Source organism: Prosthecobacter gellanilyticus, assembly GCF_007992435.1.
Taxonomy (GTDB): Bacteria; Verrucomicrobiota; Verrucomicrobiia; order Verrucomicrobiales; family Verrucomicrobiaceae; genus Prosthecobacter; species Prosthecobacter gellanilyticus.
Genome location: NZ_BKAG01000001.1, coordinates 176,523 through 201,625 on the forward strand (window position 1 = coordinate 176,523; position 25,103 = coordinate 201,625).

Below are 25,103 nucleotides of genomic sequence, written 5' to 3' on the forward strand. Positions count from 1 at the left end.
TTTATTGCACCATCTCCAAAGCCTGCTGAACTGCCATGGTGGTGGAGTGCTGTGGGCCGAGATGGATCCTGGACAGTTCGGCAGTCGAGCGCAGGAGCTTTATCGCCTCCTCTTTGTTGCCATTTAGAAATTCGATGGTCGCCAGGTCGAAGCAAGACTTGAGAGTGCGCGGATGATTCTGACCCAGGGCCTGCACAGACTTCTCCCAGACCTTCCGAAGAATGGGCAGGGAGTCATCCAGCCGTTTCTGGTCGCGGAGGCAGTTCCCAAGCCAGGACTCAACATTCAGTGTGTCGGGGTGATCGGGTCCGTCACGCTTGATCCGGACTTCCAGGATACTACGAAGCTCCTTTTCACCTATCTCAAGAAGACCTTGGTTCACGTAGTCTGCAGCTAGGTTCGTTCGTGTCGCCAGGACACTGTCCCAGGTGTCCCCCATATTCCTCTGGCGTTGAAGCTCGAGGAGGATGGTTCCCTCTTTGATGGCTTCGCTATATCGGCCACTCTCCGAAAGCACCACGGTCAGTGCCTGGCGGGCACTCATAGCGTCTGGTCCATCGGCTCCGAAATCCTCCACACACTCCTTTAAAGCCTTCCGGCAAAGTGCCTCCGCTTCCTCATACGCCTTGTCTGCCCGGAGACAGGCGGCCAGTTGGAGACGAGCTGTCTGTAGGGACAGACTTCGTTCACCATAAGCTCGGAAGCAGATGATGACCTGAGTCCGGGAGACCTCAGTGGCTTCTTTGAGATGTCCGGCAAGTCGCAGATACTCCGAGAGTCTGCCACGGCAGTCGATGGTCTCTCCTGCATCTGAACCCAGCAGTTTAAAGAATTCATCAAAGGCTCTGCGTGCATAGCTGACCGCATCGTCATACCGGCCCGCATTATACCGCATGTTAGCAGTGCGCAGCAGTCGATCGGCCTCATCCAAACGGTCTTGCCGTCCGTTGCAGCTCACGAGCGAAAGGATTAAGGCAAGCCAGAGACTCAGGTGGTGGGGCATCATGCTCACACTCTTGATGATGGTGATTGACTGTAAAGAGCAGCTTGTGTGACATGAAGATTGATCGTGTCTTGTCGAGCCCATGCGAGTTCTGCCGCCCCTTCTCCTTCTTGTCCTGACTCTGCTTTCATCGCGGGTGAGTGCCGAGACTTTGGAGTTCGAAGGCGCTCTCTATCACCTCCAACGCATTCCCCGGCCTCGGCAGTCGAAACTGCATCTGCGCTGGCTCGATGATGCTGGGAAGCCACTTTCGAACTTTGGGGGTCTTCAGCAGCAGATCCGCCGCGAAGGCGGGGAGATCGCCTTTGCGACGAATGCCGGGATCTATGAGCATGGTCCCAAGCCCTGTGGCCTAACAATAAGTGATGCAAAGACGCTGGTGTCACTGAACCTCCGGGATGATTATGGGAACTTTTACCTGAAGCCAAATGGTGTGTTCTATCTCGATGACGCCACCGGGCCTGGCATCGTGGAATCGAAAGAGTATCAGAGCCTGACCGTTCGCCCACGTCTGGCGAACCAGTCCGGTCCGCTGATCCTGCGCAAGGGAGTGCCGCACCCGGCTTTCCGGGAAGACTCACCTAACAAGAAGCAGCGAAGCGCTGTCGGCGTGGTGAAGGCGACCCAGGAGGTCATCTTTGTCATGAGTGATCGCGAGGATCGGGTGAAGGGTCGTGTGACCTTTTACCAGCTCGTGAAGCTCTTCCGGCACCTCGGTTGCGAGGACGCTTTGTTCCTGGATGGTGACATCTCCGAGATGATCTTCTCCCCTGCCCCGAACACCGAATTCTCACCCAACACTTTTGCTGCGATGTTTGTGCTGCTGAAGTAGGCTTCTCAGCCCAAGCATTTTTAACCGCTAATGAGACGCTGATAGGACGCTAATATAAAAGCAGGTTTGGTATTAGCGTCTAATCAGCGTCCTATTAGCGGTTAAAGATCTGTTCCCCAAAAGCGATCGGTCATCGACAATGATCCTGTCTCTTCGATTTGGACCTCACCCATGTTTCCGGATCACCTGGATGAACTCGGGCAGGTAGGTCTGGGCTTTCTTTTCGCCGACGCCGCGGATCTTGAGGCCTTCTTCGAGACTCTTGGGTTTGAGGCGGGTGAGGAACTCCAGGGTCTGATTGCTGAAGATCACATAAGCGGGCACGCCTTCAGATTGGGCCAGGGCGTTGCGGTGGCGCTTGAGTTTCTCGAAGAGCACGTCGTCAAAACCGAGCTCGCTGGTGGAGACTTCAGGGATGGGCAGTCTGGCTCCGGGCTTGAGCGGCTGGGTGGCTTTGGAGGCGGTGTCCGGCCAGAGCATGCGGACATTGCTGCCTTTGCGCATGGTCTCAGCGCCTTTGGGGGTGAGGGACACCAGCGGATACTCGCCGGTGCCTGTCACGATCAAACCCTGCTTTTCCATCTCGATAAAGAGAGGGTGGAGGCCACTCGTTCCCACACTTTTGAGTAGGCCATAAGTGGTGAGCTGGTCCAGACCGGCATCCACGATCTCTTTGGACTTACTGCCGGTGAGCATCTGGATGATGCGCCCCTTGCCGTAGCGGCCTTCCCAGGTGCCATCGCCGCGCTTCGTGGACATGCGGGCGATGCCGCTGAGCGCCTGTCGCAGCATGGTCAGTTCATCGGCCGTGCCTTCGCGGGCGGTCTGTACACCCTTGCGGCGGCAGATATCGCAGGTGCCACAAGGCTGGCTCTCCGCCTCGCCGAAGTAAGCGAGGATCTGCTCCTGCCGGCAGCGCTGCTCATCATAGCAGAGATCGATCATCGACTTCAGCTTGGAGCGATCTCGTTTCTCCTTCTCGCGCAGTGCATTGGCATCGATCTTCAGATCGCGCGTGAGCACATTGGGCTGCAGGAGTCGCGTGCCGCGGATGCGCTTCCCGGGGATGTCGAACCTCTCGATGTAGCCCGCACGACCGAGATGACCGAGCGAGGAGCTGACCGCCATGCTGTTTTTCAAACCCGCGTAGTCCGTGAGATCATCGATGCTCGCCTCGACCTCGTGCTGGCCGTTGGCGTGGTTGAGCAGTGCTTGGTAGATGCTCTGAATGGTGTCGATGCCTGGGTTCGCACCATCGAGGAAAAACTCCTGCGTCTTGGTATCGGCAAAGTTGAAGAACAGCTCGCACCAGGAAGGCTCGCCATCGCGGCCTGCGCGACCAGCTTCCTGATAGTAAGCCTCCACACTTCCAGGCACATCATAGTGAACGACGAAGCGCACATCACTGCGGTCGATGCCCATGCCAAAGGCATTCGTCGCCACGGCGATATCGCGCTCACGGCTGATGAACTGGTTCTGCCGTGACTCGCGCTCCTTGTCATCGAGACCGCCGTGATACTCCACCGCTTTGATGTTCATCTCGGCCAGCGCAGCACCCACTTCATCCACCTTCTTGCGCGTGGCGCAGTAGATGATGCCCTTCTTGTGCTCGCGGATGATCTGTTTCAGCCGCGCATACTTGTCGTCCGCCTTCTTCGTGTGAAGCACATTCAAACTGAGGTTAGGCCGCTGAAATCCACGGATCGTGGTGTAGGGATCCCGCAGCGTGAGCACTTTTAAAATGTCCGCACGCACCTCAGGAGTGGCCGTGGCCGTGAGCGCCACGACCTGCGGCCGGCCGAGCTGCTCCAGCGCCTCGCCTAACCGAAAGTAATCCGGGCGGAAGTCATGTCCCCATTGCGAAAGGCAGTGTGCCTCGTCCACGGCGAAGAGGGCGATCTCCACCTGTCGCATCGTGTTCGTGAACATGCGGCTGCGGAAGCGCTCCGGTGCCACATAGACGAGTTTGTATTCGCCGCGCCTCAGCGCATCCACACGCTGCTGCTGTTCGGAGAGTGTGAGCGTGCTGTTGATCAGCGTGGCGCGAATGCCGCGGCGCTCCAGCGCATCCACCTGGTCCTTCATCAGAGCGATGAGCGGACTGACGACGATGGTCACGCCTTCCATGACCATGGCCGGAAGCTGGTAGCAAAGGGACTTGCCGCCGCCGGTCGGCATGATGACCAGTGTGTCTCGACCGCTCAGGATCTGCGCCATCACCTCCTCTTGGCCATCGAGGAACTCGCGAAAACCAAAGTACTTCCGCAGCGCTTCACGGGCATCGTGAATCGGCGTTGAGCTGGCGTCGGGGATGGTGGCTTCGTTGTCCAAGGGCACCTACTTCATGGGGAGAAAGGCGGTGGTGTGCAAGCAGGCTTCCAAGTCATGATGGGATCGTTGAGCGGCTGCCAAGCGTTAATGTCTATGCTACCCTCCCTCCCATGAAAGCCGCCTTGTTCATGCTTGCTCTCTGCCCTGCCCTGCTCTGGGGCCAGGCCAAGGCACCGACGCCTGCCAGCGTGGTCAAGCCTACCTGGGCCAGCACTCTGACCAAGACTCCGGTCGGTTCTTTCCCACTGCTCGCACCTTGCCGGGTGACTTATGATCTGAGCTGGAACAACCTGATGTCCGCGGGTTCGGCGAAGGTGACGATGCAGGAGTCGGGACCGTATCAGGTGGCGAAGGCCGAGGCGGGGACCTCAGCGCTGGCACGGGCGCTGTGGAGCTATGATTGCGTGATGACCTCGGTCATGGAGCGTAGCTCATTGAGGTCACTCCACATGGAACATTCAGAAACGGATTCGCGTGAGACGGTGGCGTACTGGGTGAACTTTGGAGCTTCGCAGATCAGCACGCTGACGAAGCTCTCGCCCAAGAAAGGAGCGGTGACGACGAGCACGAACATCTGCCCCTATGGACCTGCGGATGATCTGCAGTCCGCCATCCTGTATGTGCGCAGCCAGCCGCTGAAGCAGGGAGACTCGATCACGCGTGTGGTGCAGCCTTTTGACCGGCCTTATCTCACCACCTTCACGGTGGTAGGGCGCGAGCAGAAAAAAGTGGAGGGCGTGGCCTATCCAACGATCAAACTGGACATCAAAATCCGCAAGCTGGACCGCAAGACTTTGGTGCCTGGCAGCTTCAAGAAAGTGAAGACCGCGACTATCTGGGTGAGTGATGATGCCTGGCGCTTGCCGGTGGAGGCGCACGCGGAGATTTTTGTGGGCTTTATCTCGGCGACGATGACGAAGCGCGAGGAGCTAAAGGGGCGGCAGGCTCAGGGGGCGCTGCCGACGGGGTTTGGGAAGCCGTGAAACAGGAGACTGGGGTCGTGAATCGTTTCCAGATTTCTTGGACTCCTCCGATCCACCCCATTGGAATGGGGGTGGTACGACGGGGCCGGATGTACAACCCCATTCCAATGGGGTTGGGTTTGCGTATCATGGAGAGGGAATGAGCGTGCCACTGAAGCGTGAACACGTACATCTCGTCGTGGCCTAACGAAGGATGATGAATGAACCATCGGGAAGAGCGTAGGAGGTGGCAAAGCTCCAGACGGGGAGTTTGTCGCCGTCCTGGCTGTCGATGACTTTGCCAGAGGTATCGCGCAGTTCCCAGTGGAGGCGGCCGGGCTTCATCCAGCCTGAGCCGGTGATGCAGGTGAGCAGGGTGCTGCCATCTTTGTTTGTGATCACGGAGGGATGCTTGGCGCTTGGCGGGCCCAGCGTCTGCCCGCTGTTAGGCGGGGCATCAAGCATGGAGGTGACGAGACGTCCGTTGTTCTCCCAAGCGGCCTGCACATGGCCTGTGATCTCCTGGACGCTGATGCTGCTCATCGGGCACATGGCGATATGCCAGTCGTCCAAGGCGGTGATGCTGGCCTTGCCGCCCTTTGCTTCGCGGATCAATGCCATGCCACGTTCATCGGGCTTCATCGCGGCGCGGTAGATCACATTCAGCGCGCCCTGTGCGTCGAGGTGGGCTTTGAGAGAGCAGCATGGACACACTCCTGGTTGGGCCGAATTCAGTTCGCGGGGCTCGGAGAAGGTCGCTCCATCATCGGAGGAATCACGCACGAAGACATAGCGAGCCCCCTCCCTGAGACCAAATTCCTTGGCCGCATGCCAGACGAGGCAGACACGGCCTTCGGCATTGGCTGCGACGGAAGCTCCGCCATCGAGAGCCACGGTATCACCCAGCCAGTCGCGCTGTTTTTCAAAGGTGGTGGCATCAGCCAGCTTGCGCGCATGGTACAGCGGCGAGCGCTGCTGCTTCTCGCTCAACTTCGTTGGCACGCCGTTCCACACGACCTGCACGCTGTTGCCACGTCCGAGAGCGAGTTGCGCGCCACGGATCGTGCCGATGGCCACGGCTGAACCAGGAATGCTGTTCACCGTGATCGGATTCGCCCAGGTCGTGTCCGTGACCGCGCGGTGGGTGTAGCGGATGTCACAGGCCTTGGGATCGCCTTTGAGATAGACGAGATGCACAGTGCCCTTCGCATCCACAAGCACCTGCGGTTGAATGCCTCCCTCAGGCACGGACTCCACCTTCACCTGAGCCTGGGAGGCCTGAAGGAGTGAGAGAAAGAAGAGAGCGATGGCGGCTAGTTTCATGGACTAGCCTAACGATGCCTGTGGCATGCATCTTATCAGGGCTTCACCTCACCTCACGCTTCCGGCGAAGGCCCGCGGCTGGCACGACGACGATGCGCAAAGAGCAACGCCGCATTCAGCAGCACGGGTACGAAAGGCACGAAGAGAGACTTCAAGAGCGATGGGCTGCCTGTGCTCTCAGCAGCCCCGACGGTGGGCTGGAAGTCCACATGCCGCACCTGCCAGGCGAAGCTGAACGAGATCAGCGCGAGCACCAATCCTGCGGCGGCAATCACCGAGCCCAGCGCGTGCCGATGCTCGGCGAAGAGCTTCAATCCTGCGCTGATCAGCAGGCAAAGGCCTGAGAAGGCAAAGCAGAGGGCGGCGGTCTGGGAAAAGGGCGGGACCGCCTTCTCAGCAACAACGGCTGCTGCTTCGGCAGCGAGCAAAAGAGTGATACTGCTCATGCTTACCTCGATGCAGGATAGCTCTTGGTTTCAATGAAGAAGCCAGCGATGCCCCAGGCGAGATCTTCACGAGGCAGGATGCCATCGCCGCCGATGTAGAAGCGGCTGGCGATGACGAAATTGTCCCTCTGAATGCCGCCCTTCTTGCCACCGGAGACGAGGTCCGCCACGGCCATGCCGAGCGTGCCGGCGATGCCTTCCTTCTTGCGGATGTGCTCGCGGAAGGCTGCCTCGTTCGGGTTGGTGATGGCCAGCACTACCGCGACAGCGGCGAGAAGGAAGATGGGCTTTTTCATGTGGGGAGAAAGGTGGGGCAAGCATCGTGCTTGCCCGCTTTCGTTACGTGAGAGCAACCGGGATGGTTGCTCCACCATCAGCCAGCGATGGAGAACACCTCGCGGGCATCCGCGATGCTGCCGGTGAGGGCGGCGGCGGCGACCATGACGGGGCTCATGAGGACGGTGCGGCCCGTGGGGCTGCCCTGGCGGCCTTTGAAGTTGCGGTTCGAGGAGGAAGCGCAGAGCTGGTCGCCGACGAGCTTGTCAGGGTTCATGGCGAGGCACATGGAGCAGCCTGCATTGCGCCATTCGAAACCGGCTTCGTTGAAGATCTTGTCCAGACCTTCCTGACGAGCGATGACGTCCACCACCTGGCTGCCAGGAACGACGATGGCTTTTACGCCTGGGGCGACCTTCTTGCCCTTCACAAACTTGGCCACCTCGCGAAAGTCGCTGATGCGGCCGTTGGTGCAGGAGCCGATGAAGGCCACGTCGATCTTCGTGCCCTTGATCGGCTGTCCGGCTGGCAGCTTCATGTAGTCCAGAGCTTCCTGGATGGAGATGCGGCCGGGTTCGGTGGTGGCGCTCTCAGGCGTCGGCACGTTTTCGGTCACGGAGATGGCCTGATCAGGGCTGGTGCCCCAGGTCACAGTCGGCGGCACGTCTTCGGCGCGGATGTTCACCACGTCATCATAGACAGCGTCCTTGTCGGAAGCCACGGCGCGCCACTGGTCCACAGCGGTGTTCCAGGCGTCACCTTTCGGGGAGTAGTTGCGGCCTTTGAGATACTCAAAAGTCTTCTCGTCCGGATTCACGTAACCGCAGCGGGCACCGCCTTCGATGCTCATGTTGCAGACGGTCATGCGCTCTTCCATCGTGAAGCCGTCAAAGGTGCTGCCGCCATATTCATAGGCGTAGCCGATGCCGCCATTGGCTCCAAGCAGGCGGATGATGTGAAGGGCGACATCCTTCGAATACACACCGGGGCGGAGCTGGCCGTCCACATTGATGCGGCGGACCTTCATGGGGCTCATGGCCATGGTCTGGGTGGCCAGGAGGTCACGCACCTGCGTGGTGCCGATGCCGAAAGCGATGGCGCCAAAGGCACCGTGCGTGGCGGTATGGGAGTCGCCACAGGCGATGGTGCCGCCAGGCTGGGTGATGCCCTGCTCAGGTCCCACGACGTGGACGATGCCCTGCTTGCCGCTGCTCAGGCTGAAATAGGTGATGCCGAACTCCTTGGCGTTCTTATTTAGCTCCTGGATCATGGCCTCGGCCAGCGGATCGGAGAAAGGAGAGACCTGGCTGTCGGTCGGGACGATGTGGTCCACGGTCGCGAAGGTGCGGTGCGGATACGCCACCTTCAGGTTCAGATCACGGAGCATGCCGAAGGCCTGGGGGCTCGTCACTTCATGGACGAGGTGCGTGTCGATGAGCAGCTGTGTCTGCCCGTTCGCGAGTTTCCCGATGGAGTGTGATTCCCAGACTTTGGCGAAAAGTGTCTTGCCCATGATGTGTTCGTTCGATTGTGGAGGAGGGGGAAGAGATTAGCAGAGTACCAGATTTGCGCAAGGCGCAGGGAGGGCACCCACGAAGGTGAGGACGAGTCTCAAAAAGCTAGCCCAGAATGGCTTGGGGCAGTGCTGGCCAGAGTCCCCTAGCCCGTTCTTTTACGAGTCCGCTTTTCCACTCGACGCCACGGCGGGGTTCCTGCTTAATTCGCCGCCGATGTCCGCTGACGCGTTTGCCTCTGAATCCGAGCTTCTCTCCGCCTCGAAACCCATTGCCGCGCTGCGGCAGGCCCTTAACGAGGTGCTTTTCGGGCAGGGCGAGCTGATCGAGCTCACCCTCTGCGGGGTCATTGCCCGCGGCCATGTGCTGCTGGAGGGTCTTCCCGGCCTGGGCAAGACCGAGCTCGTGAAGGGCCTCGCGAAGGCGCTGAACCTCACCACCCGCCGCGTGCAGTTCACCCCGGACCTGCTTCCTGGTGACATTACCGGCAACCCTGTGCTGCAGGAGGTGGATGGAAGGCGCGAGTTCGTGTTTCAGCCCGGACCTATCTTTACCAATCTGCTGCTGGCGGATGAGATCAACCGCGCCTCGCCGAAGACGCAGTCCGCTTTGCTGGAGGCCATGCAGGAGCGGCGTGTGACCGTGCTGGGGCAAACCCACATTCTGCCAGAGCCGTTCTTCGTGCTGGCCACGCAGAACCCGATCGAGCTCGAGGGCACTTATCCCCTGCCTGAGGCGCAGGTGGACCGCTTCCTCTTCAAGCTGGAGGTGCTGCGCAACAGCGCGGAGACGCTGGCGCGCATCGTGACACATCGTGAGTTAGGCGTGGAGCCGCAGGTTTCGGCCATCACCACGCGTGAGGAGTTTGCGCACATCCAGGCCGTGGCGCGGCGGGTGTATCTGCCGGAGATCGTGGCGGACTACATCGCGCGCATTGTGGATGCCACGCATCCGGGACAATCCAAAGCGGCGGACGGCGTGCGGTTTGGCGCCAGCCCGCGTGCGGCGCTGAGCCTCGCTTCCGCAGCCAAGGCACGTGCTCTGATGCATGGCAGGCCGAATGCAAGCTTTGAAGATGTGCAGTCTCTGGCGCTTCCCGTGCTGAACCACCGCATCCTCCTGGACTACACGGCCCGCATGGACGGCCGTACCAGTGCCAGCGTGGTCCGCGCCATCCTGGCGGAGGTGCCGGTGCAAAATCTCGGCATGCCGAAGACACTGAAGGAGGCGGCATGAAGATCCGGGCTTCTCAAATCATTTTTTGGTTAGGCCTGATGGCCTCTCCTGCCCTGGCACAGAAGAGCCTAACCAATGGTGCGATCACGGATGACGGCCGCCTGACGCTGGAGATGCGCAGTGTCTTTGATCCCATGCCTCCCTCCGGCTGCGCCCCGCTGCGCATCGTGGCCACGAATTCGGGAGAGGGTGACACGCGCTGGGATTTCTCTTTTGTCTCGCAGACGCGGACGTATCGCCAGGAGGGTGATCACCGCAGCCAGTTCATCCTGGCCGTGCCTGCGCACAGCACTCAGTCCGCCACCTTCCTGGTACCTATGGCGGTGAAGTATGGAGATCCCAGCGGCGGCTACTGGGACAACAATCATGAGTTTCTGATCGAGGTCACGGCAGGTGGCGCTTCCTTCAAGAAGAACGAGTATCATGAGCGGGCTGATGACTTCCCTGCCATCGCCATCAGCAAAGGTCTGGCGGATGCGAACCACTCAAAGCTCAAGGATGAGGTGGAAAAGCGCTCGGGCCGCACCGGCAGCTCGAAGTCGTTCTTTGGCAGCACCTTCGCTCCAGCGGATCTGCCGGAGGACTGGCGCGGCCTCAGCGGCTTTGACTTCCTCATGATCTCCGGCAGTGAGTGGCAGATGCTGAAGCCGGGCCAGCAGCTCGCGGTCATGCAGTGGGTGCGCTTTTACGGCAAGCTTCATGTCTACAATGCGAACTCCAGCGCCACGCCTGCCGGGCTGGGCCTGCCGGAAGGTTTTGAGAATAACAAAAAGGATCACTCCATGGGCAAGCTCCAGATCATCCCGTGGGATGGCAAAAGCCTGGACGCGGTTGAGACGGTCTCGCGCTACCACGGCATGGGAAACCGGGTCAAGGAGCTGACGGCGGAGTACTCCTATCGTGCATCAGGTGCCGCGAGTGAACCCACTTGGGGCCTTTTGAATGCGCTGGGTGAGCGCAGCTTCGCCTCCTGGCAGGTGATCGTGTTTCTGGTGATCTTTGGCATCCTCGTGGGGCCGGTGAATCTCTTCGTGCTCGCGCCTTCGGGGCGTCGGCATCGTTTGTTCGTCACCACACCGCTGCTGTCCGTGGGTGCCAGCGTGCTCATGGTGGGCGTGATCTTGATGCAGGACGGAGTCGGGGGTGCAGGTGCGCGGCTTGTGGTGATCGATATCGAGCCTGAAGAGGCTCTGGCCTATGTGACGCAGGAGCAGGTCAGCCGCACGGGTGTGCTGCTGGGTGGCGGATTTGAAGTGAAGCAGCCCGCTCTCATTGAGCCCCTGGCACTGCCAGATTCTCCCTGGGTGAAGCTGAAGAGCAACAGCGCCACGCAGCCGGCGCAGCTCTCGCAAAACGGCAGCCTGCGCAGTGGCAACTTCTTCCAGAGCCGTGCGGAGCAGGGGCAGATCCTGCGCACCGCCGTGTCCACACGCGCACGTTTGGAACTCAAAGCAGGTCTGCCCGCTGATGCCGCGCCTGAGGTCATCTCCGCGCTCGGATTCACGCTCGAGGAGTTGTTCTATGTGGATGCCAACGGCATGGTCTGGCGCTCCAGCACCGCGGTGGCCACGGGCAAGCAGGTGAAGCTCGTCAAATCTGATGCGGCCGCTCTCCGGAGCAGCCTGCACAAACTCGCCGAGCTTTCGGACGGTGCCCAGCGCTCGGGCCTGAGCCGTCTCATGAATGGCACGCTGCCTCGCCAGACCTTCCTCGCCTCCGCCGAGGCCGCGCCGGGCTTCACCCTGGACACGCTCTCCTCCATCCGCTGGCAGGAGGACCAGGTGCTGGTCCTCGGGCCTTTGAAGCAACAATAGTTAGGTGGAGAATGACGAATTTTCTAATGACGAAAGAACGCCATAATCACAAATCCGAACGGACGCAAAGCGGGCATCTGCTTGGACTTTCGCCATGTATGCTTGGTCATCCATTCGTCATGCAGTTTTAGTCATTCGGCATTCTCCTCCGCCAACACTCTGACCCCACTTTCTCCCTTTCATGTCCGCCCCTGAGATCGACACTTCCCAGCCCGCCATTCTGGTGGAGGATCTGAAGCGCAGCTTTGGCTCGCTGAAGGCGGTGGATGGTGTGTCCTTCAGCATCAATCATGGAAGCGTGGTCGGCTTTGTGGGTGCCAATGGTGCTGGCAAGACGACGACGATGCGCATCCTCGCCACGCTAGACTATCCCAGCTCCGGCCAGGTGAAGGTGGGCGGGCATAATGTGGTACACTATCCCGCGAAGGTGCGCCGCCTGCTCGGCTGGATGCCGGACTCCTTTGGCACGTATGAGCACATGACGGTGCTCGAGTATCTGGACTTCTATGCGCGCGCGCTGGGTTACAAAGGTGCGGAGCGTGTGCAGCGCATCCAGGAGGTCATGGACTTCACGGATCTCACGCCGTTGGCGGACCGGCTGAGCAACAAGATGTCCAAAGGCCAGACGCAGCGTCTGTGTCTGGGTCGCGCTTTGCTGCATGATCCGCAGATCCTCATCATGGATGAGCCTGCCGCGGGCCTGGATCCGAAGGCGCGTGTGGAATTGAAGCGCCTCATCCGCATCCTCGCGGACGAGGGAAAGACCATCCTCATCAGCTCCCACATCCTCAGTGAGCTGGGGGAGATGTGTGACAGTCTGCTCTTCATCGACAAAGGCCGCATCGTGCATCATGGCGATGCCGAGTCCATGACGCGTGCCAGCGCCACGCCAGAGACGATCGTGAATGTGCAGATCGCGGGCGAGCCTGCGAAGCTGGTCGAGTGGGCGCTCACCGCACCGCTGGTGAAGGTGATGGACGAGACCAAGCGCGGCGCGCGGCTTTGCATCGAGTCCACGGATGAGATGGTGCTCGCTGGCGTGCTCAAGCGCATGATCACGGACGGTTTGCTGGTCACGGATTATCATCGTGAAGAGCGCAAGCTCGAGGACGCCTTCATCGACATGCTGGGTCAAATCGATCAAGGCAAGTTCCAGTCGAATGGGGGGCCGGTGATGTCCACCCCACCTCCGCTGCCGCAGATGCCGCCGGCCGTGGTGAGCGGGCCGGTGATGGGTGCGCAGGAGTGAGGTATCGAAGTCGCGGCAGCGTCCCGGAGTGCGGTGGCAGAGATGCACGGGCCACCGTGCATCGTCGACACCGCTCTCGTGCGCACACCATGCCTTCCTATCTCGAGAATGTTCTCTGCGCACCTAGCGGTGTCGCGCTTTAGCGCTTGCCACCGCACTCCGGGACGCTCCGCGACGTTCGCGAACACACTGTACTTCGTACTTCCCTTTCGCGCACCGAGTCTGAGAATCAGCGCATGAACCGCGCTGACTTCCTTTCCGCCGCCACCAGCGGCACGTCGTTTGACATCGTGATCGTCGGTGGTGGGGCCACGGGGCTCGGGGCGGCGGTGGATGCAGCCACGCGTGGTCACAGCGTGCTGCTTGTGGAGCAGTCAGACTTTGCCAAAGGCACCTCGAGTCGCAGCACGAAGCTGGTGCATGGGGGGGTGCGCTATCTGAAGCAGGGGAATGTTTCTCTCGTGCTCGAGGCTTTGCGTGAGCGCGGGCTGCTGGTGCGCAATGCGCCGCATCTGGCGCACAGCCTGCCGTTCATCATCCCGAACTACCATTGGTGGGAAGGACCCTTCTACGGCATCGGCATGAAGGTCTATGATGGGCTGGCCGGGAAGCTGGGTCTGGAGCCTTCGCGCTGGCTTTCGCGGGATGATGTGATCGAGCTGCTGCCCAACATCGAACCGGAAGGTCTCAATGGTGGCATCATCTATCACGACGGGCAATTTGATGACTCGCGCCTGGCCATCAACCTCGCGCAAACCGCAGCGGAGAAGGGCGCGGTGCTGCTGAACTATGTGCGCTGCTGCGGTCTCATCAAAGAAGGCCAGCATGTGGCCGGCGTGCAGTTGCGGGATGAGGAGAGTGGTCGCGAGTTTGAGGTGCGCACGAAGGTCGTGATCAATGCGACCGGCGTTTTTGCCGATTCGGTGAGGCGCATGGATGATGCGCAGACGAAGTCGATGCTCAGCCCGAGCCAGGGCATTCACTTTGTGCTGCCGCGTGAATTCCTGCCGGGTGACTCCGCCATCATGATTCCGAAGACGGATGATGGCCGCGTGCTCTTTGCCGTGCCGTGGCATGGGCGGATCGTGGTGGGCACCACGGACACGCCGGTGAGTGAGTCTTCGCTTGAGCCGCGGGCCTTGCCGGAGGAGATCGAGTTCATCTTCACGCAGATGAATCGCTACCTGACCCGTGATCCAGGTCGTGATGATGTGCTCAGTGTATTCGCGGGGCTGCGACCGCTCATCAAGGCCGAGGCAGGCAGCACGGCGGCTCTTTCGCGGGATCATCTCATCACCATTTCAGATTCCGGATTGATCACCATCGCGGGTGGAAAGTGGACCACGTATCGCAAGATGGCGGAAGATGTGATCGATCATGCAGAGATGATCGGCGCACTGGATCATCGCCTTTGTGCCACGCAGAACCTGCCGATTCATGGTCATGAAGGCAGCGCGGGTGATAAGAGTCATCTCAGCACCTATGGCAGTGATGCAGCGGGTATTCGCGCGCTGGCGGATGCCGATGCTTCGCTGGGTGAATTGTTGCATGCCAAGCTTGAGTTCCTCAAGGCCGAGGTGGTCTGGCAGGCGCGGCACGAGATGGCACGGACGGTGGAGGATGTGCTGTCACGTCGCACGCGTGCGCTGCTGCTGGATGCGCGCACGAGCATGGAGGCCGCACCGGTGGTGGCGGAGATCCTGGCGCGTGAGATCGGCAAGGATGCTGCGTGGGCGCAGGGTCAGGTGACGGCCTACCAAACTTTGGCGAAAGGGTATCTGCTCTGAAGATTGTAGAAAGATTAAGGTAGAAAAATTCTCTGAAATCTTTCTACCCTAATTTTTCTACATTATTGGTTTGGCATCAGCGCTGACGAGCACATTGAGCCAGGAGATCGCTCACCTCACTGGAACACCCGCTTCAGTACGGCTTTCTCTTCGGGGGTCAATGACTCGCGCCAGACTTGTTCGCCGCCCTGGCCTTGGTTGTTGACGGTGCCGGCGGCGGTGGGGCCGGTGGAGGTTTTGTCGACCTCGTGCTTGCCGTCCTGGGTGCCGAGGGTGGTGCCGAGCTGGGCTTTGGAGAAGTCGTCGTTCTGCACGCCTTCGATCTTGTTGGTGCCAAAGTTGTTTTCGTCTTTGGAGAGCGTGAGAGGTGCGGTGCCGGGACCGCGATCAACGCCGCCATTGCCAGGGCCTTCCTTTTGCGGGCCGGTGGCCATGTCATCGAGGGACTTGAGACCGGCATCGTCTTCGCCCTGGCCGTCGCCGAGGAAGCCTTTGTTCTGGCCGAAACCCTGACCGGGGTTTTCACAGGTGCCGCTCTTGTTTTTGAGGGCATCGCGGAGCTGGTCGAGCTGCTCCTTGGACATGGACTTGAGGTTCTTCGGGTCGATCTGCGAGAGCTCCTTCAGCAGTGAGGGATCCAGCGCGAGGGTGTTGGACTTCAGGCTCTGCATCGCTTCATCGAACTCCTTCAGCATCTGCTCCTTGGCCTGCTCGGAGAGCTTGTCGCCATAGTTCTGCAGGGCGTTCAGGCTGCGTTCAGCATCGGAGAGATTGCGGCCCATGTTGGCGATCTCGCGCTGGAGCTGCTGCTTCAGGGTGTCACTGGCATTCAGGCTCTCGTGGCTGAACCATTTTTCCTGGGGCTGGTTGCGCAAGGCATCGAGCTTCGCGTCCTGCTCGGCCTCGGACTCCGGGGTGATAACCTTTTCGTCCTTCAACTTCTCCAGCCACTCATCCATTTGCTGCCACGCTTGTGGTTGGGCATCCGGAATCACGGCCTGGGCCTTCGGCGTGATCGGCAGGTAAAAAGCGGCGAGCAGACACACGGCACATACGACAAAAGGACCGCTGACACGCTCCCAGCGCCAGCGCAGACCATCCAGCACGGACTCCGGCACTTTCGGCCAGGTGCCGCGACCGAGGCGTGCGACCGTGAGCGCGTTGTGCAGCCTGAGCTGGGACTCGAGCCGGACCATGGCCGTCTCGGTGTTGATAAACTGTTTCCGCGCCCATAGGAGCGCCGCGCCTGTGAGCAGCACCGCCGCCCCCGACCACCAGGGCCAGAGCGCCACGAAGTCCATGACATGCCCGCGTGACCTCAACCAGACGATGCTGGCAAACCCTGCTGCTCCTGCGCCGACGAGCCAGGGGGTGAGCCGTTCCACTAACCAGGCTGTGTTCACCTTCCAAGCAGTGCGCTTCGCCAGCGCGTGCCAGCGTGCAGAGAGGACGGCTTGGTCTGTCATGTCAGTGGGGAGTGCGTGTTTGACACCCGACCCAGGTTTATAGCAGAAAATAGGCGGATGGGAAAATGAAAGTCGGGGGCTGAATCCCAGAGCTTGTGAAGATGCAGTTGATCGATGGAAAGGATCGCTTCTCGTAAAACCCCCGGCTCGTCCACACTCCGCCACCATGTTCTGGTACAAGAAATTTGGCTCTCTTGAAGGAGCTTCCGCCAACCCAGCTTCTGTTGGAGGCTTGTATCTCATCAAGCCAGGAGTCGATTTTAGCGCCTTCGCTACCCTTCTGCCGAAGTTGATCAATCTACGCGAGATCGAGGTGGGCTGGCAGTCATGGACGGAGCTGCCTGAAGCCTTGGCAGGTTTACAGAAGCTCCGAAAATTCTGTGTCCTCAACATGCCAATTCAAACCTTTCCCGCCTTTCTAGCTTCTTGCCCACGTCTCACTGAGTTGGTCTTGCGAGGGACTGACATCACTCACATCCCGCCGTCGGTTCAGGAGTTCAAGCATCTGCGTCGACTCGATTTTTCCAACCACCCATCACCAGAAGTTCCGCCCCAGCTCGGGCAATTGTCCGAGCTTCGAGAGCTTCAGTTACATGACATCGGATTGACCTCACTGCCAGATTCCATCGCGGGATTGCGGCGCTTGCGTAGACTTATTATCGTCGGAAATCCTATCCGCGAAGTTGAGGTATCACGGATTCGAAGCTGGTTTCGTCCGGGGGTTGTCTCCGCGTGGAGCGTGGAAGAACAGGAGGCTGCACAGCAGTAGTGAGGGGTGCCTACTCGGGTGCAGGGCACAACAGCGTTGACCTGTTTGATGGAATCCGTTTTCATCGTGTCGTGGACTTTTCAGACTTCATCTTTCTGGACAGCGATGGCGCTGACGAGGTGCCTGTGGACACCTTTGGCGGCCTTGTGGCGTTCGATTGTTACCAATGCGGGCATCCCGTGATCTGCTCATCGGCGGAGAATGAACGCGGCCATGACGAGGAACACCCGAGCGCCTGCAAAGGTTGTGGCACTCCCTACTACCTAGATGTGCGGTATCATAACCAGAAGATGTACATCCATACCCCCTGGAGAGACCCGGATGATCCGAATGCCTTTTGATGCGACACTCCTTTGGTCACCACCGAGGGCACGGAGGAGCACAGAGGTCAGAAATGGAAACTCTGTGGCCCTCCGTGCTCTCTGTGGTTAAGCCTTGGTGTTTCTTCACACTTCAAGTTGCCCCACCTTGCATCCGCGCGAATCCATGAACACAACCTTCCCTGTCGATTGGAAACAGGTCTTCAAGTCGTTGTCGGTCTTCATGACGGTGGCCATCCTTGTGCCTGTGACGCTAATGATCGGCGTGCGCTATGTGTCCTCGGGGTTCAACTATGAAAAGACGTTTGAGCATGTCTCCATGCCGGTTTTCTTGCTGATCCTTGCCTGTGTCCCCTTGGTCTCTGTGGTGATGGCATTTTTGGTTGGGCAGTGGTTCCGGCTTGCCACGATCACCCTCTCCGAAGGCATGATCCACGGTCGCAACTTCTGGGGCCGCAAGAACAAGATCCCGCTAAGCGAGATCACCCGGCTGACACCCTTCAGCAACAACGGCATCAAGGCCATCGTGGTGCACAGCAAGTATCACGGGCAGATTTACATCTCCGACAAGACGGAACGAATGGCCGAACTGCTTGAGTTTTTGAACGACCATCTTTCCAAAGATTGAAGGATCGTCGGCGGTCTTTATTCAGGAGCAGGGAGTTCTTAGATTTTCCACGAAGCTACTTCACATGATACCAGCGGGTCTGCTATGATCATCTCAAACGATGGCCGGTGGCTTTCTATCCAAACCTTCTGTTAGGCAAGTCCTGACGACGTCGTTCTGGACGTTGTTCGTGATGATTGTGGGTCTCGAGGTGATGCAGGAGTGCCAATTTAGAGATGGTCCGCTCAGGGGTACTTTTCTGGATCCTTATCGCATGTCCAAAGCGGACGAGGATGAGGTGTTGAAGGTGCTTTGTAAGATTGCCATTCTGGCGTTTGCTTCTCTGTGGCTTGTATCCCGTCATCTGCACGGCTGGCACACCTGGTTGTGGCTGTTGATCTTGCTCCTGGAGCTCTTCTCGCTGGCTGTGCCAAGGTAGTCGCAATCGATGTTAGGTTGGGAGGCGGTTTGCCCCTCAGGCACTTGCACAATTACCGGTGGATTCGTGACTTCGAGGTCGCGGCCGGTGACGACGGCGGTGTTGAGGTAGAGGGTGTTGGCTTCCTCATGACGGCCGTGGCTGTGGTGGATGTGGCCGAAGGCGTGGATACGAGGACGGATGCGGGTGAGCTCCTCACGGAGGTGCGGGCAGCCAACGTGGGTTTCGCTACCGTAGGGGAGATCGAGGATGCCGTGGGGCGGGGTGTGGGTGATGAGGATGTCCGTGTCTGACGGGATGCGGCTCCAGGTTTCGATCAACTGGGGCTCGGTGCGGTGGTAGGCGAAGAAGGGGAGGTCGGGGCACCACGGCGAACCAAAAATGCGGAGGCCGCAGTACTCGAAGGTGGTGTCCTCCAGGAGGTGAGCGTGAGTGAAGCGGAACTCGCGACGCTGGAGCATGAAGTCATGGTTGCCGCCGATGCAGAGGATTTGTTTCGCGGGGGCTTCGGCGAACCAAGCATCGACATCCTCGAGGTTGGCGCGGTCATCGCGCTCGAAGTAACCAAAATCGCCGCAGTGGATGAGGAGGTCACAGGGCGGGATGGTGACCTGGCGGTGCTTGCGGTGGGTGTCTGCGATGATGCAGAGGGTGATCATGGGGGAGCGCTAGGATTTGCAGCGCGAGAGGGTGGCGCAGATCTTGTGCGCAAAGGTAGTTAGGTCAAGGGGAGGTGCGGGGTGCGCACGCTAGCGGTGTCGACGAGGCACGATGGCCCGTGCCTCTCTGCCACCGCACTCCGGGACGCTTCGCGACTTTGGCGATGATGGTGATCTCGTGACTCGGGAGACTTTGGTTCCGCACAGAGGACTGTGAGGACCACCTTGTCAGCGGATGATGAGCTTGAAGGCGGCCTGACCCTGGCGTTCGTCGTCGTCGGAGATGAGGAGCTGGCCGAGGTGGTGGCCGCTGCGCCAGGGGGCGCCGGTGATGGGCTTGGTCTGCAGCAGGTAGGCTCCGGTGCCGGCGTTGCGGAAGGAGGTGATGTTGTTGCTGAACTGGGTGCCCTGGCCGGGGACCTCAAAGTGCTCCATGAGAGTGAAGTGATCCTTGCTCAGTTCCACGACGGGCACGCCGGCGCAGGTGACGATGACGAGGATGTTCGCCGGATGGGTGTTGCCCGCAGCGGCGGCACCCTGGGAGGTCTGGACGCTGATGGTCAGCGCTGTGGCGACTGGAGCGACGGGCTTGGCGGCCGGCGCTGCTTTGACTGGGGCAGGCGCAGGTGCTGGGGTCGGAGTGGGGGCGGGAGCGGGCGCTGCGACAGGAGCGGGAGGTGGTGGAGGCGGAGCCTTGGCCACAGGGGCTGGGGCCGGGTCTGGCTTCGGCGCGGCAGCGGCTGCTTTCGGGGCTGGAGCGGGAGCCGGTGCAGGTTTGGCGGCCGGTTTTGGGCTAGGCTTGGGCGCTGGTTTGGCAGCGGGGGCCTTGATTGGAGCTTTCGCGGGCGCCTTTGCCGCTGGTTTAGGAGCGGGTTTTTTTGCCGGAGCAGGCTTGGCCTTGCTGGCGGGTTTGGCAGGAGCGGGCTTCTTTTTCGCCACGGGGGCTGGCTTCTTGACGGCGGCTTTTTTGGAAGTCGGTTTGCTGGCCATGGCGTGTATTAATTGGGCAGAATTAACGCAGGCTAACCAAGTTTAGGGGAGACTGTCGAGGTTTGTCTTTGGCACGTTAGGAGAATCCTCGGGCAGCGGACGGGCTGATTTTCTGAGGGTTCCAGCCGATTTTGCCGTGTCGGGGACCGGGGATGAGACGGGGAGATTGCGGACCGTTGGTGTCTCGCCCCGTTGGGGCTCTGAGGATGCGGGGATCTGCGGTTTGAGGGGGCTGACGGAACTCCGTTGGAGTTCATCGGCGAAGGGGACTTGGATGTCTGCGTTCCCAGGGTAGCGCTTCGCGCAACCTTGGGCTGAATGACGTAAGGCCCGTTGGCCTTGGAAGCATTTTTCTCTCCTCCGTGCTGATCTGTGACCAGGGAACTGGAGATCCTACTCCTTCACGAGGAAGTCTTTGAACTTGGACTCGAAGCGTTTGGGGACGACGCACTGGACGTCGGCGACGCCGCGCTCGTAGTCTTCCTTGAGGACTTTTCCCTGTTCGTGGAGGAAGGCGACGAGGTCCATGCGGTTCAGCGGAATGCTGAGGTCCATGCGCACGACACGGTCGATGAGCATGTCGTGGATGCGGTGGAAGAGGTCGTCCATGCCCTGGCCGGTGTGCACGGAGATGGGCACGGCTTCGGGGAACAGGCGCTTCAGCTCCATGAGGCGGGTGTCATCCACCAGATCGATCTTGTTCAGGGCCAGGAGCACGCGCTTTTCACCCGCGCCGAGTTCTCCGAGGACTTTGGTGGTCGTCTGGTAGAACTCGTGGGCCTGGGTGGAGCTGGCATCCACAACATGGATGAGGAAGTCGGCGAGCACAGACTCCTCCAAGGTGGCGCGGAAGCTCTGCACAAGATCGTGCGGCAGGTTGCGGACGAAGCCGACGGTGTCTGTGAGCAGCATGGCCTGGCCGTCCGGCAGGTCCAGGCGGCGGGTGGTGGTGTCCAGGGTGGCGAAGAGCTTGTCCTCAGCCAGCACGTTGGCGCTGGTGAGATGGTTCAGGAGGGAGGACTTGCCGGCATTGGTATAACCAACGATGGCGGCGTGGGGCAGCGGCACACGGCTGCGCTCCTTGCGCATGGTATCGCGCTGCTTCTTCACTTCCTCGAGCTCGGCCTTCACGCGGTCACGGCGTTTGTAGACGAGGCGGCGGTCGACTTCGAGCTGGGTTTCACCCTCACCACGAGCGGCTCCGGCACCGCCCATGCCACCACCGGCTCCCCCGCCCTGACGGTCAAGGTGAGCCCACATGCGGGTGAGGCGCGGGATGGAGTATTCGAGGCGGGCGAGCTCGACCTGCAGGCGTGCCTCGCGGGTCTGGGCGCGCATGTTGAAGATGTCCAGGATGACCTCATGCCGGTCGATGACGGCCAGTTTGGAGTCGCCCTCCCAGGCGCGCTGCTGGGCCGGGCTGAGCTCGTTGTCGAAGACGATGCAGTCGGCCTCCATGTTCTTCGCGGCCTCCATGAGCTCGGCGGCCTTGCCCTTGCCGAGGAGCACGCGCGGGTTGATCTCGCGGACAAAGACGAGCTCGGTGGCGACGACCTCGATGCCGAGGGTCTCGACGAGGTCCTTCAGCTCGATGAGCAGTTCGCGTGATTCTTCTTCATTCCGACGGTCAAAGTAGGCACCAATGAGGAAGGCTTTGTCAACTTGCTGGGGCTTATCCCGGATATCAAACATCGCCCATGATTACGCATGGGCGATGTGCTTTGCCAACCTTATCAGCAGCTAAGAAGGAAGAGATGAGGGCTCTCAGTTCGTGCCGAAGGCGCGGCGCCAGGGTTCCTGGAAGGAATTGCCGTAGTCTTCGGTGCCGCTTTTGATCATGCGGCCGTCTGCGCCGAAGAGGACGAACTGCTCCTCCACATGGGCAAAGGCGCCGTAGCCGGGGACGTGGCGCTTCCAGCCCTGGTTCGCATAGCGCCAGACCTCGCCCTGGGGGGTGGTTTTCTTGGACGAAGGCTCGCCCCACTTGGCCTCGACCTGGGCCTTGGTCATGCCGGCGGTCAGGGTGGTGTCCTCCTCGCCGCTGGCGGGGGCAGCCGCTGCTGGGCTGGAGGGAGATGAGGCGGCGGGGGTGCTGGAGTCCGAGCTGGCGCACTGGCTGAGCAGCACGGCGGCGGTGGCGAGGGAGAGGAGACGGAGTGGTTTCATAAGGTGATAAATCTCAACAAGTGAGGCACTTATGCTGACAAAGTGCCTCCCTGCCTGCAAGACAAGTTCTGTGAACGCCATGACAGAAGCCCCAGTCTGAAAACCGCGCCCGATGAGGTGGTCAGGGCGAATTCTGATGAATTTCCCGGAGGCAAATCTGTCTAAACTTATTCCAATCCCCCCACGACCCATGAAACTGAAACTCTTCCAGATTGCAGCCGCGCTGCTGCTGACTGCCTCGCTACGAGCGGAGCAGTGTCTCGTGATCGGCGACAGCCTTTCGAAGGAATACGAAGTCGAGTTCCCTGCCCTCTACCCGCAAAACCCTGCCTCCTGGGACACGCGGAACTGGGCGGAGATCCTGCACACCAAGCGCAAGACATGGTTTGATCTCGGCAAATGGAACGGCTTTTACGATCCGCGCTTGGTTGGTCATGAGCACAACTGGGCTTTCCCAGGAACCACAAGCGCTCAGATCCGGCAGCAACTGAGCTCCTTTTACAACATCTGGTGGACCCGTGATTTGCAGGCCCAGATCCGCGGCTCTGCGGAGCGTGTGGTGATCTTTGTCGGCGGCAATGACGTGGATAACTACTACGGCGCTCTGTACAATGGCGGTGTCGCCACGAAGTACATCAATCCTACGCGGGATAACATCATGTGGATCGTGGACTATGTGCGGAAGGTGAAGGGCACCATCCCGATGGTGCTGGTCTCCGTACCGCATGTGGGCTGCACGCCGGACATCCTACGCGCCTATCCGAATGATCCCGTGAAGACGAAGCGCGTGACCCTGGCGCTGGATTCCCTGAACGCGCAGCTCTCGCTCTTCGCGAAGCAGCGGAACATCGGGTTTGTGCCGGGCGTGTATGATCTGACGAAGGTCCTGATCACGCAGCCGCTGGTCATCGACGGCCGGGCCTTCATCAAGGGCGCGGACATGGATGCGCGGCCTGAGTATGAGTTTTCCGGTGATGGCTTCCACCCGGGTATGGCGCCGCAGGCGAAGATCGCGCAGCTGATTGTGGATGCGTTTCGCGTGAAGTATCCTCTTTCACCCATCACGCCGTTGACGGATGCGGAGATTTTGACCGGGGTGCTGGGATTGGCCCCATGATGTGAAAGGTATTTTGGTGGGGACGCTGGCTTCCAGCGCCCCTCCGGGACGCGTCTTTTGTTAGGTGACGTGCCTTGTCGGACCGGTGGTTCTCATTCGCTTACGCTCATTTCACCACCGGCTACAGGCCAGCGAGCCTCCGGCTCGATCAATCTATTTGTCGGCAGACATGCGAATTGGCGTCACACCATGTCAGGCACCTCGAAACCGGCGCGGTATTCGCGCTTCAATAAAGCGAGGGCCTCGGGTGTGGCGCTGTCGCCGATGAAGGTTTCCTTCGCGGCATCGATCTCGAGCATCTTGCCGACTTTGATGTCACCGGCTTTCAGTGTAATATCATTCGCAGTTAGGTGAGCGGGTTCATCGGAGAGCATTTCCTGCCAGGGTTCGAACTCTTTGAGCGCGGCCTTGGCTTGATCGAGATCACCGGCCTGACCGAGACGGTAGGAGATGTTGCCGAGATGGCACCAGGCGCTGGAGTAGTGGATCTTTTCGATCTCGCCCTTGAGGTCTTCTTTCTTCCGGCTGCGGATGGCGGAGATGAAATTCGCCGCGTGCGTGCCACCGCCATCACCTTTGAATTTCTTCACGACCTTGCCGCTGGCATCATGTGCGGAACCACCGCCACGACCGCCTTCATAGTAGCCGTTTTCACACTCGATGATCATGAAGGCGCTGGTGCGGCGGCGCAGATAGACATCCGAAGCCTTCATGCCGGCTTTGCGCGGCAGATTGTGCACATCCATGACCACGGGGATGTCACCAGTGTCAAAGTAGATGAAGTGCGTGTTTGGAGTTTCGCCCGCGTCATTCCAGCCGAGACGGCCGCCACCAGCGAGCACGCGTTTTGGAAGCGCGATCTTGTCACGGAAGACCACACTGCGGAGGTCATCGAGGATGTGTGGACCCCAGTTGCCGAGTTCGCCGTTACCGGTGTTCCAGACCCAATGCCAGTCGTACTGAAGTCTTTCCCGCATGATCGGGATGTCCTGGGCCGGGCCTAACCAAAGGTTATAATCGACATGGGTCGGAGGCGCGAGCGGTGTCTCTCGTTTGCCGATGCTGGCGCGCTGGCCGTAGTGGTTGCAGCGGACGTACTTGATCTTGCCGAGTTCGCCGGAGTCGAGATAAGCCTTCAGCTCATCATGGAAGGGATCACTGCGCTGCTGCGTGCCGCCCTGGACAATGCGGTTGTACTTGCGCGCGGCCTCGACGAGCTTGCGGCCTTCCCAGATGTTGTGGGAGACGGGCTTCTCCACATACACGTCCTTGCCAGCCTGGCAGGCCCAGATGGAGGCCAGCACATGCCAGTGATTGCCGGTGGAGACGACGACGGCATCGATGGTCGGGTCTTCCATGACCTTGCGCATGTCTTGCGTGGTCTTGGCGTTTGGATACTTCAGCTTGGCCTTGTCGAGAGCCACCGTGTCGGCATCACAGAGGTAGGCGATTTCAACTCCTGGCACCTTGGCCATGCGTCCGGCATTGCCACTTCCCTGCCCGCCGAGGCCGATGGAGGCGATGCGGATCTTGTCATTCGCACCGAGCACGCGCGAGGCGGAGAGGGCGGTGGTGGCCAGCGCAGTCTGGCGCAGGAAGGAGCGGCGGGTTGGGGTGTGCATCGGTGGAGGCAGGTTGGGTTTAGATCATATATGAAAGCAGGTTGGGGGGTGAGTTGGCAAGCACGTTCGTTGGGTGACCGTGGCGCAACCCGGTCTTCCTCCGGGCGGTGGGAGCGCATTCAGAGACCGCGAATGATCCAGGCATGGGAGTTCGCAGATGATTGGAGCTGTCCAG

22 protein-coding genes are annotated in these 25,103 nt (G+C 60.1%); 10 read left to right on the plus strand and 12 right to left on the minus strand.

The genetic code is table 11. The features are described from left to right. Nucleotide 1: 1 nt before the first annotated feature. Nucleotides 2-1,087 (minus strand): tetratricopeptide repeat protein, encoded by a 1,086-nt coding sequence (locus BGE01nite_RS00675; RefSeq protein WP_146848329.1) that lies wholly within the window; start codon nucleotides 1,085-1,087, stop codon nucleotides 2-4. On the opposite strand from BGE01nite_RS00675, the gene BGE01nite_RS00680 reads away from it, so the two are divergent. Continuing rightward, a complete protein-coding gene (locus tag BGE01nite_RS00680; RefSeq protein WP_146848330.1) occupies nucleotides 1,086-1,835 on the plus strand; it encodes a phosphodiester glycosidase family protein in 750 nt (249 codons plus the stop codon). The two genes, BGE01nite_RS00675 and BGE01nite_RS00680, sit on opposite strands and share 2 nt — an antisense overlap. A 165-nt stretch (nucleotides 1,836-2,000) precedes the next feature. Here BGE01nite_RS00680 and BGE01nite_RS00685 read toward each other — a convergent pair whose 3' ends face one another. After that, nucleotides 2,001-4,166, minus strand: a complete 2,166-nt coding sequence (locus BGE01nite_RS00685) for a RecQ family ATP-dependent DNA helicase (RefSeq protein WP_246145628.1) — start codon at nucleotides 4,164-4,166, stop codon at nucleotides 2,001-2,003. Nucleotides 4,167-4,276: 110 nt separating this feature from the next. Between BGE01nite_RS00685 and BGE01nite_RS00690 the strand changes: the two genes are divergently transcribed. Then, a complete protein-coding gene (locus BGE01nite_RS00690) occupies nucleotides 4,277-5,149 on the plus strand; it encodes a DUF3108 domain-containing protein (RefSeq protein ID WP_146848331.1) in 873 nt (290 codons plus the stop codon). 183 nt (nucleotides 5,150-5,332) lie between these two features. Here the strand turns inward: BGE01nite_RS00690 and BGE01nite_RS00695 are convergent, their stop codons facing one another. From BGE01nite_RS00695 to leuC, 4 genes are all read right to left on the minus strand, one after another. Further along, the gene (locus BGE01nite_RS00695) at nucleotides 5,333-6,451 is read right to left on the minus strand and encodes a hypothetical protein (RefSeq protein WP_146848332.1); all 1,119 of its coding nucleotides are present in this window, start codon (nucleotides 6,449-6,451) and stop codon (nucleotides 5,333-5,335) included. 53 nt (nucleotides 6,452-6,504) lie between these two features. Beyond that, nucleotides 6,505-6,897 (minus strand): hypothetical protein, encoded by a 393-nt coding sequence (locus BGE01nite_RS00700; RefSeq protein ID WP_146848333.1) that lies wholly within the window; start codon nucleotides 6,895-6,897, stop codon nucleotides 6,505-6,507. A 2-nt stretch (nucleotides 6,898-6,899) separates the two neighbouring features. Then, nucleotides 6,900-7,193, minus strand: coding sequence for a hypothetical protein (locus tag BGE01nite_RS00705; RefSeq protein WP_146848334.1), 294 nt, complete (start codon nucleotides 7,191-7,193; stop codon nucleotides 6,900-6,902). Nucleotides 7,194-7,270: 77 nt separating this feature from the next. Beyond that, nucleotides 7,271-8,686 (minus strand): 3-isopropylmalate dehydratase large subunit, encoded by a 1,416-nt coding sequence (leuC, locus tag BGE01nite_RS00710; RefSeq protein WP_146848335.1) that lies wholly within the window; start codon nucleotides 8,684-8,686, stop codon nucleotides 7,271-7,273. 217 nt (nucleotides 8,687-8,903) lie between these two features. Here leuC and BGE01nite_RS00715 point away from each other — a divergent pair, with 217 nt between their 5' ends. From BGE01nite_RS00715 to BGE01nite_RS29675, 4 genes are all read left to right on the plus strand, one after another. After that, complete coding sequence (locus BGE01nite_RS00715; protein ID WP_146848336.1) at nucleotides 8,904-9,923, plus strand: AAA family ATPase; 1,020 nt, start codon at nucleotides 8,904-8,906, stop codon at nucleotides 9,921-9,923. Further along, the gene (locus tag BGE01nite_RS00720) at nucleotides 9,920-11,737 is read left to right on the plus strand and encodes a hypothetical protein (RefSeq protein ID WP_146848337.1); all 1,818 of its coding nucleotides are present in this window, start codon (nucleotides 9,920-9,922) and stop codon (nucleotides 11,735-11,737) included. The genes BGE01nite_RS00715 and BGE01nite_RS00720 overlap by 4 nt, the downstream gene beginning before the upstream one ends. A 181-nt stretch (nucleotides 11,738-11,918) precedes the next feature. Further along, complete coding sequence (locus BGE01nite_RS00725; RefSeq protein WP_218032855.1) at nucleotides 11,919-12,986, plus strand: ABC transporter ATP-binding protein; 1,068 nt, start codon at nucleotides 11,919-11,921, stop codon at nucleotides 12,984-12,986. 236 nt (nucleotides 12,987-13,222) lie between these two features. Continuing rightward, a complete protein-coding gene (locus BGE01nite_RS29675) occupies nucleotides 13,223-14,773 on the plus strand; it encodes a glycerol-3-phosphate dehydrogenase/oxidase (protein WP_146848338.1) in 1,551 nt (516 codons plus the stop codon). 116 nt (nucleotides 14,774-14,889) lie between these two features. Here BGE01nite_RS29675 and BGE01nite_RS00735 read toward each other — a convergent pair whose 3' ends face one another. Then, entirely contained in the window at nucleotides 14,890-16,239 is a 1,350-nt protein-coding gene (locus tag BGE01nite_RS00735) for a hypothetical protein (protein ID WP_146848339.1), read from the minus strand. A 166-nt stretch (nucleotides 16,240-16,405) separates the two neighbouring features. On the opposite strand from BGE01nite_RS00735, the gene BGE01nite_RS00740 reads away from it, so the two are divergent. The 3 genes from BGE01nite_RS00740 to BGE01nite_RS00750 all read left to right on the plus strand — a co-directional run bounded on the left by BGE01nite_RS00740 (nucleotide 16,406) and on the right by BGE01nite_RS00750 (nucleotide 17,956). Beyond that, nucleotides 16,406-17,008, plus strand: coding sequence for a leucine-rich repeat domain-containing protein (locus BGE01nite_RS00740; protein WP_146848340.1), 603 nt, complete (start codon nucleotides 16,406-16,408; stop codon nucleotides 17,006-17,008). A 71-nt stretch (nucleotides 17,009-17,079) separates the two neighbouring features. After that, nucleotides 17,080-17,349 (plus strand): hypothetical protein, encoded by a 270-nt coding sequence (locus BGE01nite_RS00745; RefSeq protein ID WP_146848341.1) that lies wholly within the window; start codon nucleotides 17,080-17,082, stop codon nucleotides 17,347-17,349. Between the two features lie 145 nt (nucleotides 17,350-17,494). Beyond that, the gene (locus BGE01nite_RS00750) at nucleotides 17,495-17,956 is read left to right on the plus strand and encodes a hypothetical protein (RefSeq protein WP_146848342.1); all 462 of its coding nucleotides are present in this window, start codon (nucleotides 17,495-17,497) and stop codon (nucleotides 17,954-17,956) included. 339 nt (nucleotides 17,957-18,295) lie between these two features. Here the strand turns inward: BGE01nite_RS00750 and BGE01nite_RS00755 are convergent, their stop codons facing one another. The 4 genes from BGE01nite_RS00755 to BGE01nite_RS00770 form a co-directional block, all read right to left on the minus strand. Next, a complete protein-coding gene (locus BGE01nite_RS00755; protein ID WP_146848343.1) occupies nucleotides 18,296-19,033 on the minus strand; it encodes a metallophosphoesterase family protein in 738 nt (245 codons plus the stop codon). 228 nt (nucleotides 19,034-19,261) lie between these two features. After that, nucleotides 19,262-20,023, minus strand: coding sequence for a hypothetical protein (locus BGE01nite_RS29240; RefSeq protein ID WP_174770030.1), 762 nt, complete (start codon nucleotides 20,021-20,023; stop codon nucleotides 19,262-19,264). 393 nt (nucleotides 20,024-20,416) lie between these two features. Then, nucleotides 20,417-21,715, minus strand: a complete 1,299-nt coding sequence (gene hflX / locus BGE01nite_RS00765) for a GTPase HflX (RefSeq protein WP_146848344.1) — start codon at nucleotides 21,713-21,715, stop codon at nucleotides 20,417-20,419. A 72-nt stretch (nucleotides 21,716-21,787) separates the two neighbouring features. Further along, nucleotides 21,788-22,189 carry an outer membrane protein assembly factor BamE gene (locus BGE01nite_RS00770; RefSeq protein WP_146848345.1) on the minus strand — a complete coding sequence of 134 codons (402 nt, stop codon included), beginning with the start codon at nucleotides 22,187-22,189 and terminating at the stop codon, nucleotides 21,788-21,790. 190 nt (nucleotides 22,190-22,379) lie between these two features. On the opposite strand from BGE01nite_RS00770, the gene BGE01nite_RS00775 reads away from it, so the two are divergent. Beyond that, nucleotides 22,380-23,306: an SGNH/GDSL hydrolase family protein gene (locus BGE01nite_RS00775; RefSeq protein WP_170266503.1), complete on the plus strand. Its 927-nt coding sequence runs from the start codon at nucleotides 22,380-22,382 to the stop codon at nucleotides 23,304-23,306. 182 nt (nucleotides 23,307-23,488) lie between these two features. Here BGE01nite_RS00775 and BGE01nite_RS00780 read toward each other — a convergent pair whose 3' ends face one another. Continuing rightward, nucleotides 23,489-24,928 carry a Gfo/Idh/MocA family protein gene (locus tag BGE01nite_RS00780; protein ID WP_146848347.1) on the minus strand — a complete coding sequence of 480 codons (1,440 nt, stop codon included), beginning with the start codon at nucleotides 24,926-24,928 and terminating at the stop codon, nucleotides 23,489-23,491. Nucleotides 24,929-25,103 lie beyond the last annotated feature (175 nt).